The 14,176-nt window shown below is 41.4% G+C and carries 8 protein-coding genes and 1 pseudogene; 3 read left to right on the top strand and 6 right to left on the bottom strand.

All coding sequences use genetic code 11. The annotated features are described in order from the left end of the window. Positions 1-6: 6 nt before the first annotated feature. The 3 genes from IPO83_00660 to IPO83_00650 form a co-directional block, all read right to left on the bottom strand. Entirely contained in the window at positions 7-1,002 is a 996-nt protein-coding gene (locus tag IPO83_00660) for an NAD(P)H-dependent glycerol-3-phosphate dehydrogenase (GenBank protein ID MBK9729803.1), read from the bottom strand. A 138-nt stretch (positions 1,003-1,140) separates the two neighbouring features. Continuing rightward, positions 1,141-2,493 carry an efflux RND transporter periplasmic adaptor subunit gene (locus IPO83_00655; GenBank protein ID MBK9729802.1) on the bottom strand — a complete coding sequence of 451 codons (1,353 nt, stop codon included), beginning with the start codon at positions 2,491-2,493 and terminating at the stop codon, positions 1,141-1,143. 2 nt (positions 2,494-2,495) lie between these two features. Next, positions 2,496-3,929 carry a TolC family protein gene (locus tag IPO83_00650; GenBank protein MBK9729801.1) on the bottom strand — a complete coding sequence of 478 codons (1,434 nt, stop codon included), beginning with the start codon at positions 3,927-3,929 and terminating at the stop codon, positions 2,496-2,498. A 435-nt stretch (positions 3,930-4,364) separates the two neighbouring features. Here IPO83_00650 and IPO83_00645 point away from each other — a divergent pair. The 3 genes and pseudogenes from IPO83_00645 (at position 4,365) to IPO83_00635 (ending at position 8,177) form a co-directional block, all read left to right on the top strand. Further along, positions 4,365-4,782 (top strand): annotated as a pseudogene (locus tag IPO83_00645) (nucleoside deaminase). Positions 4,783-5,424: 642 nt separating this feature from the next. Next, a complete protein-coding gene (locus IPO83_00640; GenBank protein MBK9729800.1) occupies positions 5,425-7,137 on the top strand; it encodes a choice-of-anchor L domain-containing protein in 1,713 nt (570 codons plus the stop codon). Next, complete coding sequence (locus IPO83_00635; GenBank protein ID MBK9729799.1) at positions 7,074-8,177, top strand: T9SS type A sorting domain-containing protein; 1,104 nt, start codon at positions 7,074-7,076, stop codon at positions 8,175-8,177. Before IPO83_00640 ends, IPO83_00635 begins: the two co-directional genes overlap by 64 nt. Before the next feature lie 145 nt (positions 8,178-8,322). Here IPO83_00635 and IPO83_00630 read toward each other — a convergent pair whose 3' ends face one another. The 3 genes from IPO83_00630 to IPO83_00620 all read right to left on the bottom strand — a co-directional run bounded on the left by IPO83_00630 (position 8,323) and on the right by IPO83_00620 (position 14,090). Next, on the bottom strand, positions 8,323-10,434 hold the full coding sequence (locus IPO83_00630; GenBank protein ID MBK9729798.1) for a T9SS type A sorting domain-containing protein: 2,112 nt from the start codon (positions 10,432-10,434) through the stop codon (positions 8,323-8,325). An 83-nt stretch (positions 10,435-10,517) separates the two neighbouring features. After that, a complete protein-coding gene (locus IPO83_00625) occupies positions 10,518-11,864 on the bottom strand; it encodes a T9SS type A sorting domain-containing protein (protein ID MBK9729797.1) in 1,347 nt (448 codons plus the stop codon). 102 nt (positions 11,865-11,966) lie between these two features. Continuing rightward, entirely contained in the window at positions 11,967-14,090 is a 2,124-nt protein-coding gene (locus tag IPO83_00620; protein ID MBK9729796.1) for a T9SS type A sorting domain-containing protein, read from the bottom strand. Positions 14,091-14,176: the final 86 nt, after the last annotated feature.

The raw sequence follows: 14,176 nt of genomic DNA, 5'->3' as shown, positions 1-14,176 counted from the left end.
CACAGCTCAACTCAACCCTTCACTCACTTTTACCATAGCTTCCCTGGCATCCGCACTTTCATATAAAATCCGGTACGTTGCTTCACAGATCAACAGGTTCACCATAAATTGTTTGTTCACTTCATGAATACATTTGGCTGCATTATAGCCTTCAGCAATCATATTCATTTCAAGTAAAGCTGCTTTCACAGAATATCCTTTGCCAATCATGTTGCCAAATGTTCTGTTGCGGCTGAATTGTGAATAGGCAGTCACCATTAAATCTCCGAGATAAGCGGAATCTTTGATGTCGCGCGTAATCGGATGCACCGCTTTTACAAAACGCTCCATCTCTTCAATAGCATTTGAAATCAGCACGGCCTGAAAATTATCTCCATAGCCAAGTCCATGGCAGATGCCAGCCGCCAGTGCATAAATATTTTTCAGCACGGCGCCATATTCCGTACCGTAAATATCATCTGAAGGCGTACAGCGAACATAACTGCAGCGAAGTAATTCACATACCAATGCTGCATGCTCACTTCGCTGACTCGCCAGTGTGAGATAGCTGAGTTTTTCCAAGGCTACTTCTTCCGCATGACAAGGTCCGCTAATGATCACCGAATTTTCAAGTGGCACTTCAAAATATTTATGCATGAAATCAGCAATCAAAAGATTATCGCCCGGAATCATGCCTTTAATGGCAGACACAATGATCTTGTGCTTAAAGTCTATGGGAGAAAGCGGTTGTAACGCTGTTTTTAAAAAAGCAGCCGGTACTGCAAGGAAAATAATCTCTCCTGCGGAAACCGTTTTTTTTAAATCCACATCGGGAAGAATGTATCCGGGATTAAAATCTACTGAACTCAGATAATTCGGGTTGTTGAACCGTGTGCACAGATTTTCAACCGAAGCTGCATCACGTAACCACCAATGAACGACCTGTTCATTTTCATTCAACACCTTGGTGAGTGCTGTGGCCCAACTTCCGCCACCTATCATACTTATTTTTTGGGAGGTCATGATGGAAAGTTAACTGAAAGACAAAAAGCTGAAGTAAGCATACCGGCTGTTCAGCAAGAAAAAAACAACCCTTCCTTTGGATTGTAGCACTACGAATGCTGCCAGCAGCTCCATTGAACAGTGCCGGGCAGGCATTCCTTATTTTGCCTCTGTATTAAAGAGCTTGTCTTTGTCAACCACTTTCACCACGTCACCATTTTTCAATAGGCGGGAAATCGCACTGAAAGGTGCGGTAATCACCTGCTCATCACCTTTGAGCCCCGACTTAATTTCAATAAATTCGTCATCCTGAATACCGGTCTTCACCGCCACAGTATTTGCGATACCATTCTTAATTACAAACACAACTTCTTGCTGCTTGACTGCATCCTTCTTTGTATTCTTAAAATCAGAGCCCGTTTTTGATTGAGCAGCTAATGTATCTTCGGTTTCTTCCCTGGTAGTAACTGCCTGAATGGGAACAGCGATCACATTGGTCACTTTATTAGTCAGGATCGCCACCGATGCAGACATGCCGGGAAGAAATGGAAATTTTTTCCCATCAGCACCAATCAGTTCTTTATAAGAATCTTTAACCAGCAAAATCTTCACTTCAAAATTGGTTACCTGTTCTGATTGACCGGTAAGCGTACTTTTTGCTGAATTGGCAATCTGCTTTACCACGCCCTTGAACTTCTTATCAGGATAAGCATCCAGTTCAATTTCCGAGGTATCACCGAGCTGCACACGCAGCACATCATTTTCACTTACATCCACCCTTGCTTCAATAGCGTTGAGATCAGAAATGTGCATCATGTCGGTGCCCTGCATTTGCGTAGTACCCAGCACACGTTCACCTTTCTCAATATTCAGTTGTGATACTATGCCATTGATGGGGGCGTAAATAGTTGTTTTGCGCAAATCTTCCGTTGCTTCCTTAACACTCGCCTGAGCACTTTGTACACTGTAATCCGCTGCTTTAACTGTCATTAATGCACCATCATAATTTGCCTTCGCGGCTTTGTAAGCGGCTTCAATATTTTCAAAATCAGCATCAGAAATTACTTTTTGGTTGTGCAGGTCCTTGTTACGGTTATAATTTTTTTCAGACCGCTCGAGCTCAGCAGTTACCTGAATCAGCGCTGCCTGCGATTGCAATGAATTGGATTTGGAAGTATTCAACGCCGCAACCGAACGGTCAAGAATTGCCTGGTAGATATCGGGTTTGATTTTCGCCAGCACCATGCCTGCTTTTACTGAATCACCTTCCTTAATATACAATTCAGTCACCTCGCCTGATACATCCGGACTTAATTTTACATCCAGTTCCGGATAAATTTTTCCGCTTGCTGAAACACGTTCTGTAATCTCCTTGTGCGATACTGTTTCCACACTAACTTCTGTTCCTTTCGAACCACCTATCCATCCTTGTTTTTTTCCAACAAGCAACACAATCACCAGTATGACAGCAATTGCAATTAAAATATAAAGTACCCTGTTTTTTTTGAACATGCTTATTGCAGTGTTAATGGTTTTCCCTGGTAAAGATCCAGCACTTTCAATTTAAAAATATAACGGAATTTAGACTGAAGCAGTGAGGATTGAGCTTTGGTTAGATTACTTTTTGCAGTAGTATAATCAAGTGAGGTGATGCCGCCAAGGTTAAACTTCTTTTGGGCGTCATCAAAAGACTTCTCTAATGCGGTCACCCCTTTTAATGCGGCTGTATAACTGTTTTTTGCAGCCACTGCATCCTGGTAAGCTGTTTCAACATCCTTCTGCAGTTGTTGCTTTGCCGATTGCAGCGAGTATTCCGCATTCTGCACATTAATTTTTGACCGGCTGATGTTGGTGCGCGTATTCCAGTTATTGAAAATAGGAATATCAAGACTAAACCCAAAGGCCTGGCCAAAGTTGTCTTTTAACTGTGTGGTGTAAGCTGCATCTTTAAAAGTGGGTATAATATTAAATGAAGGTGATAACACAGGTTCGCCTGTGCTGCCTACATAACCAATCTGCTGAGGTTCTCCGGTAACCGTATCAATAGATCCTATTCGCTGATAAGCATCAGAATAATTAGTGGACAGGCTTCCGAAAAATGAAAGGGAAGGATATTGAGCACCTCTTGCAATGGCTAAACTGCGCTCATAACTGAAAAGATTATACTCAGCGTTTTTGATAACCGGTTGCAACCGCAGGGCTGTCTGATAAATACTGTCTGCTGTAAGATTAAGATCGCGCAACAACTCCGTACTCATATTGATATCGGGAACAGATACTTCCAAAGGTTCCGACAGGTTCATGAGTTGTGTAAGATTGAGCTTTGCAATATCCAATGCATTCTGTGCATTTACTTTTGCCAGCTCGTCATTCGCTACCTGCGCTTCAATATCATAGAGTGAACCCTGCGAAAGTGTGCCTGCATTTACCAGCAATTTCGTGCGGTCCATTTGCGCACGGGAAACACTCAATTGTTCATCAGCATTCAGCAGGTTTTCTTTTGCATATACGATTTCCAAAAAACCACCTGCCACATATAACTGAATGGTTTGTTCCGTATTGGCCGTGGCTGCCTGGCTTGCCAATAAACTGAATTCATTTTGCTTCACGGTATTCAAACGTTGGAAACCATTGAATAATGGCCAGCCCACAGAAAGCTGGATGTTGTTGGTTTGTGTGTTTTGATTTACAAAGAGGTTGGTGGTAGGATCAATCGTTCGTCCGAAATTGAAATAGTAACCGGTGCTTGCATTTACACTGGGCAGAAGATTCAGTTTCGATTGCGTCAATGTATATTCAGAAAGCTGTGCATTCAGTTGTGACTGCTTCAATGAAATATTATTGGCAGTTGCATAAGCGGCGCACTCTTCAAGCGTCCATGCCTTCTGCGCAACAACGGATTGCAAGGCTGAAATAACAATCGATAAAACAAGAAAAAGACGCCTCAAAAGATTCTCTATTTTTAGTGCCGCCAAAGATAAAAAAAAATGGACGTCGGCAATCATCAATTACTTTCGTGGGTTTTTTGGCCCTACCGGCAAAGCAGCAACGAAGCAAATGTCATTTAGTTAAGCATGATTTATTTTGAATATCGAACATCGATTAACGATTTTTGATTTAAGCATTTAAAAAAATGCAGCAGCAATTTCCGATCCCTGCAGAGCTTTTAAATGCTTAAGGGGGAGTTCCTGAGAAATCCCGGAATAGATAGAAAATTAGTTTCCTTAACGAAATAAGATTGCCCCGAAGTTAACTCTTCCAAATCGCTAAACCTTTCAAACAATCTAAACCCTACCAACCCTTCAAACCACCTAAACAATCTAAACCCTTCAAACAATCTAAACCCTTCAAACCCTTCCATGCCCCTTCCCCACGAATACTATATGAGTCTTGCCATTAAAGAAGCCCGGAGAGCGCTTGACGAAGACGAGGTTCCTATCGGTGCGGTGATTGTAAGCAGCAGCCAGGTAATTGGCAAAGGTTATAACCAGGTGGAAAGACTGAGGGATGTTACAGCTCACGCGGAAATTATTGCCATTACCGCAGCGGCAAATTTTTTCAACAGTAAATATTTAAAAAACTGTACGCTCTATGTTACGCTCGAACCCTGCATGATGTGTGCCGCAGCTATTGGATGGGCACAGGTTCAGCATATTGTAATTGGAGCAATTGATCCAAAAAAAAGGATTTACACTTTATACGCCTTCACCTCTGCATCCAAAAACTACTATTGAAACTGGTATTCTGGAAGAAGAATGTGGTGAGTTGGTGAGGGAGTTTTTTAAGAGAAAAAGGGAGTAAGATTTTCGTAATCGGTTTTTTACTCAGCATATCAACCAATAAATTTCCAGCGCTGACATACCAGACAGCAGCATTTGAAGAAAGTATCCTAATCTCTCCTTATAATTTTTTAACCTTCCATTTGATCCTGCGCTAACCTCACTGGCGAATGAGTCCACCTGATATAAATCATAATTGAAATCTGCTCAAAATCATTTTATATTCAAAAAAGGTGTTTCAACTTTGTGCAGCCATTATTTCTTCCTGCTGAATTTTTCAATTGATAAAAATGAAAAAGTCAACGCTTTCATCAGAAAGCAGAAAATCATTCAGTAAATCAATGGTTCTGACTTTTGCTCTACAGCCTTCACAAAAGTTCCTTTTGCAATCAAAGCCTGATATTAAAATAACAAATGTCAGAATGGGTTTTGAAATATAGCTGAATAAGTAATGCCGGAAATCAATCTGGAAGAGTTGGCAGTCAATTGGTGCTGTTACTGCAACGTCACCGCTGACACTATGTAATAACAGGAAGAAGCTGAAAATCCTTTGCCTGCCCGCGCCCCCAATGTCAGGGACACAGACCGACTTAAAAGAGTAAGCCCCATAATGCCGAAAAGGGTTTAGAGTAAGCAACTCATTTAAGTACTAAAAAATTAAGCCATGAAAAAAATAAGAACAAACCCAATGATGGCGGGCATCATGCTGTTCATCATATGCTGTTTCATAATTGGAACTGCTACGATTCAGGCGCAGACAATAACAGGAGTACAAAAAGGATCATCTGTTATACTTAACGGTTCCGGTTTTGCGTCCAATGAAAATATCAGTATGCAGGTAGTTTATCTTGACAATACGCGGTTCATGAATGCACTTCCCTGGGTGGTTACCACGGATGAAAAGGGTGCTTTTGTGACAACACAAAACATTGCTGCCCATTCAAATGAACCGATTGATAATCTTAAGATAACCGCACATGCCCGTACTTCAGGTGCATGGGTTCAGTATTTTTTAGACGGTGTAACGCCAACCCTGATTGGTTCAAAAATGGTTGCGCAAACAAATAATGCTGTTAAAAATAATCCAGCACCTCCACCCTTGCCTTCAGAAAATTTAATTGATTGCACAGGATTCCCTGATCCGGGAAATACACTGGTAACAACAAATCCCACTTGTGCCAACACAGAATTTACACTTTCACTCCAAAATTCTGGCGGTACTGGAGTTGGCTATCAATGGCAGGCAAATACAGGTGCAGGATTCGCCGATATCCCGGGCGCTACAGATGAAATATATACCACATCGCAATCTGTTGGAACAGATTATCAATGTGTTGTTACGTGTACCAATAGCAGCTTGTCAACTACTTCCACAAGCCTTCTTGTATCTGTTGCAAATCCTTCCGGGTGCGCACTTACAGTTACACCAGGTGGAACAGCCACACAGATTGCTGAAAAACTGCTGGGCCCCGGCGTAACGGTTTACAACGCTGTTATCAATTGCACGTCAAATGCCTACGGAACATTTACCGGTGGCCTCACCAGTCTTGGATTGTCTGATGGTATCGTTTTAACTTCAGGCAGTGCCGTTGACCTGATAGGACCGAATAATTCAGCTTACCAGAGCACTGATAATATAATGCCTGGTGATCCTGATTTGGAAGTGCTCACCACGTCAACCACATTTGATGCCTGCACTATTTCATTTGACTTTGTAGCCGCATGCGACAATATAGCTTTCAATTATATTTTCGGATCAGAAGAATATCCTGAATTTGTGAACTCGCAGTTCAATGATGTATTTGCTTTTTTCATCAGCGGGCCGGGTATCAGTGGTGTGCAAAATATCGCTTTGGTGCCGGGCGCAAATATTCCCATTGAAATCAACAATGTGAATGATGGATATACTATTGATTGTCCGGATGTGTTGCCGGGCCCTTGTACCAACTGTGAATACTATGTGAACAATTGCACAGGAAACACCGTGCAATATGATGGTTACACTACTTTGCTGGCAGCTACTTCAGCGGTGACTCCCGGCCAAACCTACCATCTTAAAATCGGAATTTCTGACGCAGGGGATCCTGTGTATGATTCCGGAGTAATGTTACAATCCAGTTCTCTCTCCTGCGTTTCAACCGCTGTGGTTGAATCCGATGCATTCAGAGGATGCCAGGACGGGCAAGTCCGTTTTTGCAGAACCGGTGCCACAACGGAACCCGCAACTATTCACTATACGATTGGTGGCAGTGCTGTAAACGGAGTTGATTATAACCTGATTGCCGACAGCATCGTGATTCCGGCTGGCCAGCAATGTGCCACACTGTACATAGTTCCTGCTTTGATAAATACAGGCGTTACAAAACTGTTGTATTAACCACTACAGATTTACTGGTGTTAACGGTTAATATTTCAGATGGCGTTTCAATAACGGCTTCGGTGGTTGTAGAGGAAATCTGCGGCTCTTCAGAAATTACGATGCATGGTGCTGATACTTACACCTGGTCACCGTCTATCGGATTAACTGAAACAACCGGCGAAGAAGTAATTGCCTCTCCTCCTGTAACTACTACCTACACCATCGTCGGAAGAATTACCGAATCAGGATGTTCCGATACAATCACTGTGACAATTGATGCAGGTCAGCAACTCTATAAATACTACCGTGATGTTGATGGCGATAGTTATGGAAATATAAATGTGAAAACGTATACCTGTTCTCTCACACCGCCGTCAGGCTACGTTTCGAATTCAACGGATTGTAATGATGCAAATGAATTGATCAATCCCGGAGCAACTGAAATTTGTGGAAACAACATTGATGATAACTGTAACGGAGAGATTGATGAAAACTGCAGCGGTTGTTATGAACCTACGAATCTTTCGATTGCAAAAATCACTGAAAACTCGGCCAAACTGATCTGGTATGCGAGTCCCGGAGCATTGAATTATAAAGTACGCTATAAAGTAGCCAATACCAATGGCTGGACAGTGATTGCTAAAATCACCAATACTTCAAAAACAATTGAGGATTTGTTGCCTTTAACTGAATATGCGTGCCAGGTTAAGAGTGTGTGCAGTAAAAATCCAAAGATCACTTCCTTGTGGGGAACAAAAGTATTTTTCACAACAGAAGCTAACAAACTTGGAGCGATCCCTTCGATACAATTCGAAGTTTATCCGAATCCATTTGAATCCTTTGCCACCATTTCTTACTCTTTAACAATGGATGCAAATGTGCGGATTGACTTGTTCGATGTTGCAGGTCAACTGATGCAACAGGTATCCAATGAAAACATGCCGGCCGGCAGTCACACTACTGCACTCAATTGCAGTCAGCTTTCGCCCGGAGTTTACCTCGTAAAACTTCAGGTTAATGAATCATCCATGATTAAGAAAATAGTGATGATCAAATAATACGGATGTTATCATGAAGAGCCACCGAGGTTCTGCTAACTGCCGTGTTTGCGAAAGCAGGCACGGCAGTTTTTGAATTAATTGTTTGCGTTTTTCCACTGCACATTCGCTGGAGATGAACCTTGATTTTTTTAATTCAAAAAAATTACTGCACAATCAATTTTTGATTCTGAATTCCATTACCCGAAATCATCTGTACCAGATAAATTCCTTTTGAAAATGATGCTGTATTGATTTGCTGGGAATGATCGCCGGCTTCAAAAGATGAATTTAACACCTTCGAAATTTCTTTTCCATTCACATCAAAAATCTTAATGCTGACTTGCGATGATTGTGTGAGGTTGAAATGAAGCGTGGTGTTTCCAGAAGAAGGATTGGGATAAATTTCAAGTGATGTTGCTGCTGCATTTTCATTTGTAATTTTTAATGGAAGTGTTGTGAAAAATTGTTTGGGTGACCAAGCGGAAGTAGTCTTAGGATCATTACTGCAAACACTTTTTATCTGCCATACATATTTTGTGTTAGGTGAAAGTCCCGCAATCGTTTTTGTGTGAGCTTGCGGATTAAGTACTGTCCATGTTCCACTGCTCGCTACTTTATAGCGCAAAGAATATCCGGTCGCTGTTGGCAAAGGATCCCATTTTAATTTTGCAGAATTTGCAGTAAGGGCTTTTGTTATTAATATAGCAGGAATGCTACATTCATCAATAAGACCATTACAGTCATCGTCAATGCCATTTATAATTTCAATTGCACCAGAATGTATGTCGGCATTTGCATCGTTACAATCCAAATCATTTGCAACATAACCGGAAGGGATAACACAGTCAGTTGCAAAAAAACTATTTGCGGCATCTCCATAGCTGTCATTATCAGCATCTGCAAAAACTGTAAATGCATTGCACCCTTCAGCAGAAAGCTTCAACACCCAATAATCACGGATACCCTGGTTCGCTTCGGTTTTATCTCCGTAAATGCCGGACTGGGAATCACCTCCTAGCAGGAAACCTCCATCAGCAGTTTGAATTAATGATCTAAGAAGATCATAGCTGCTTCCACCAATGGTATTTTGCCATTCAATATTACCGGAACTATTCAGTTTCACCACCCAATAATCTTTAAATCCCTGGTCCTCTTCGGTATTATCTCCTGACTGGCCGGAATCTGAAGTACCGCCCAATAGGTAACCGTCATCAGTGGTTTGAATGACAGAGTTCAGCGCATCATCGCCACTTCCGCCAATCGTATTTTGCCACTGAATGGCACCTGAGCCATCCAACTTAACTACCCAATAATCCTTTCTACCCTGCCTTGATTCGGTTTTATCTCCTGAAATGCCGGATTTTGAAAAACCTCCCAGCAGGTAACCACCATCGGTGGTTTGAATGACAGAGGTCAATTGATCTTCCTTTTCGCCACCAATAGTATTTTGCCATTGAATATTCCCTAAAGCATCAAGCTTCACGACCCAATAATCATATCCTCCCAGGCTTGCTTCAGTTTTATCTCCTGAAATGCCGGAACCTGAATAGCCTCCGAGCAGATAACCGCCATCGGAGGTTTGAATTGCAGAAGACAGCTCATCAAAGCTGTTGCCGCCAATGGTATTCTGCCACAGAATGTTGCCGGAGCCATCCAGTTTCACCACCCAATAGTCATAAGTAAAGACTTGGTTCGCTTCAGTTTTATCTCCTGAAATGCCGGAACCTGAATAGCCTCCGAGGAGGTAACCTCCATCGGAGGTTTGAATTGCAGAATTTAAATAATCACTGCTGTTGCCGCCAATGGTATTTTGCCACTGAATGTTGCCGGAGCCGTCCAGCTTCACCACCCAATAGTCATAACTTCCCTGGCTTGCTTCGGTTTTATCTCCTGAAATGCCGGAAGAAGAATAACCACCAAGCAGGTAACCGCCATCGGTGGTTTGAATGACTGAAAGCAAATAATCATAGCTACTGCCGCCAATAGTATTTTGCCACTGAATGTTGCCTGAAACATCCAGCTTCACCACCCAATAGTCATAAGAAAACGAAAAATCACCTTGGTTCGCTTCCGTTTTATCCCCTGAAATGCCGGAATAAGAATAACCACCAAGCAGGTAACCGCCATCAATCGTTTGAATTACAGAATTTAAATAATCAACACCGCTGCCACCAATGGTATTTTGCCATTGAATTTCAGGCGCTGTTACTTGTGCCGTTGCACTAGAAAATGAAAAACAAAGTACAATGATGGAAAGGGTAAATGGATTTTTCATGGTTTTGGGTTTGTAACGATACGTTGTAAGCTATTAAATGAATTGGTAGAGACGCAATGCATTGCGTCTCTACCATTAAAAAATTATTGTACAATCAATTTTTGTTTTTGAATTCCATCACCCGAAATCATCTGCACCAAATAAATTCCCTTCGCATATGATGCTGTATTGATTTGCACGGAATGATCGCCGGTTTCATAAGTTGAATATAACACCTTCGAAACTTCTTTTCCATTCACATCAAAAATTTTTATGCTGACTTGCGATGATTGTGTGAGGTTGAAATGAAGGGTGGTATTTCCCGCAGAAGGATTCGGATAAATCTCGAGCGAGGTTGCTGACATATTTTCATTTGTAATTTTTAATGGAAGTGTTGTGAAAAATTGTTTGGGTGACCAAGCGGAAGTAATCTTAGGATTATCACCGCAAACACTTTTTATCTGCCATACATATTTTGTGTTGGGTAAAAGACCTTCCACGATTTTTGATTTGCCTTGCGGATTAAGTTGAATCCAGGATGCACTGCTCGCTGCTTTGTAGCGCAAAGAATATTTGGCAGCTACTACTTCAGGAGCCCATTTTAATTTTACTGAGGTGGAAGAAATATTTTTTATTTCCAGGTTCGTTGGAGTAATGCAGTTTACATCATCAACAATTCCATTGCAATCATCGTCAATGCCATTGATGATTTCTGTTGCACCTGGATAAACAGCGGCATTTGCATCATTACAATCCATATCATTTTCAACATAACCAGAAGGCACAACACAGTCTGTCACATTAGTAGCAGGATCACCATAACTATCGCCATCTGCATCTGCAAAAAAGGTATTTCCATTCACGCATCCCGCTTTAATGGATGTTTCAGGAGCAGCTGCATAAGCATAATCATGAACTATCAATTCTGGGTTAAATACGGCAAAAACATCTGTGGACAGACGCACCCATCCATAGTGATCTATATTATTGATTTTAAAACGCAGGGCCAGAAATTCTCCATCAACATTTAACCAGCTACCATTGTAAAAGAAATTTGAATTACCGGCATAGTAAGAGAGAGAGGCAGCACCAAGCTTTTGAAATTGATCTTCGTTCCAAATCAAACCGGCACCCACTTCACTATAAATACCAAATACACCTGGCCCATAATCTCCAATTGCGATGGCGTTTCCCGGGGAAGGATATATTCTAATGTAGGCTTGTTGAAAAAAGGGAGCCCAAAAATGCTCATTAACATTTATTAAAAAGTCATCCGTACCATCGTTATTCAAATCCAATCCATATTCGGCATACGGATGCCCGACAAAGTCCGTAACAACGTCTGTATAAATGACTTGACCCTGTGCCAGTGAGGGAAGAGCAATGATTGAACCTGCGAGCCCGGAATAAGAGCTTAGTTTTTTGAGGAAGGTGGGGTTGAATTTTTTCATGGGAATTGGTTTTAGTAACCCCACGCAAATGCGCGAGGTTATTAGATGAATGAAATATTGTAGAGTAGAGACTTAATGCATTGCGTCTCTACCATTAAAAAATTATTGCAAAATCAATTTTTGTTTTTGAATTCCATCCTCCGAAATCATTCGCACCAGATAAATTCCTTTTGTAAATGATGCTGTATTGATTTGTATCGAATGATCGCCGGCTTCATAAGTTGAATTTAACACATTCGAAATTTCTTTTCCATTCACATCAAAAATTTTGATGCTGACTTGCGAGGATTGTGTGAAGTTGAAATGAAGCGTGGTGTTTCCCGAAGAAGGATTGGGATAAATTTCAAGTGATGTTGCTGCTGCATTTTCATTTGTAATTTTTAATGGAAGTGTGGTGAAAAATTGTTTGGCTGACCAGTCGGAAGTAATCTTCGGATCATTGCCGCAAACACTTTTTATCTGCCATACATATTTTGTGTTGGGTAAAAGACCTTCCACAATTTTTGATTTGCCTTGCGGTTTAAGAATTGTCCATGTTGCTCCGCTTGCTACTTTGTAGCGCAAAGAATATTGGGTAGCTGCTGCTGCCGGAGCCCATTTTAATTTTGCTGAGTTTGAAGTAATATCTATTGATTGCAGACCATCGGGAAGGGTACATACAACATCATCAACTATTCCATTGCAATCATCGTCAATGCCATTGATGATTTCTGTTGCACCTGGATGAATTGCTTCATTTGCATCATTGCAATCCAAACTATTCTCTACATATCCGGAAGGGACAGTACAATTTGTTGCGGTAATCGTATAGGCGGCATCTCCAAAAGTGTCATCATCTGAATCTGCAAAAACGGTGAAGTCAGTGCATACATCTGCTGACAGTTTTACTACCCAGTAGTCATTATTGCCCTGGCAGCTTTCAGATTTATCTCCAGAAATGGAGGAGCCTGAATCTCCGGCCAGCAGGTAACCGCCACTATTTGATTGAACGATGGAACGCAGCTTATCAAATGAATTTCCGCCAATTGTGTTCTGCCAAAGAATGTTGCCGGATTTATCCAGTTTCACAACCCAATAATCTTCAAGTCCACTGCCATTTTCTGTTTTATCTCCTGAAATTACCGACTTGGAATAACCCACAAGCAGGTAACCGCCATCAATAGTTTGAATTATAGAAGAGAGATAATCATCAAAACCTCCACCGATCGTATTTTGCCATAAAATGTCGCCTGATTCATCTATCAGAATCACCCAAAAATCGTATCCTCCCATTTTATTTTCTGCTTTATCACCAGAAATACCGGATGAGGAAGACCCTCCCAGCAAGTAGCCGCCATTAGTAACTCTGATTAAAGAAGCCAATCCATCATACGAACTGCCACCAAGAGTATTTTGCCAAATGATGGCACCTGACTCATTAATTTTCACTATCCAGTAGTCACTGTTACCTTGATTTGCTTCTGTTTTATCTCCTGAAATATCTGAATAAGACAGACCTCCCAGCAGGAAACCTCCATCCGTAGTCTGAACGACGGAATAAAGATAATCTTCTACGCTGCCACCAATAGTATTTTGCCATACGATATTACCGGAATCATCCAATTTCACTATCCAATAATCATCCGCTCCTTTTGATGCCTGAGTTTTGTCACCAGAAATTCCTGAATAAGAGTAACCTCCAAGCAGAAAACCGCCATCGGAAGTTTGGATCAATGAATTTAGAACATCCGTGTTGCTGCCGCCGATAGTATTCTGCCAGATAATATTCCCATAATTGTCCAGTTTCAAAACCCAATAATCAGCCCAAAGACCTCCGATGTTCGCTTCAGTTTTGTCTCCTGATACAGGGGAGGATGAAGAACCACCGATCAGGAATCCACCGTCATTGGTTTGAATAATGCCAGTGAGTTGGTCATCTCCGCTCCCGCCAATGGTGTTTTGCCATAAAATATCTCCGGTATTGCTAAGTTTCACTATCCAATAATCAGGAGAAAGTGATAATTCAGAACCTTGGTTTATTTCTGCTTTATCTCCTGAAATACCTGAATAAGAATAGCCCCCTAATAAATAGCCTCCGTCTGAAGTTTGGATAACAGAGCTAAGGAAGTCTGAAGAATTTCCTCCAATGGTATTTTGCCATTCAATTTCAGGTGCGATTACTTGTGCCGTGGAAATGGAAAATGAAAAACAAAAGATCGTGATGTAAATGGTGAAAAACTTTTTCATGGTATTAGGTTTAAGGGCTTGAAATAATAATTCAGCTTATGATCTATTAAAATTTGAGTGAACGTCTACCTGCATTTGATTTGGAT

Source organism: Chitinophagaceae bacterium, from assembly GCA_016717285.1.
In the GTDB taxonomy this organism is placed as follows: domain Bacteria; phylum Bacteroidota; class Bacteroidia; order Chitinophagales; family UBA10324; genus JACCZZ01.
This window is presented reverse-complemented; position numbering and strand designations above follow the sequence as displayed.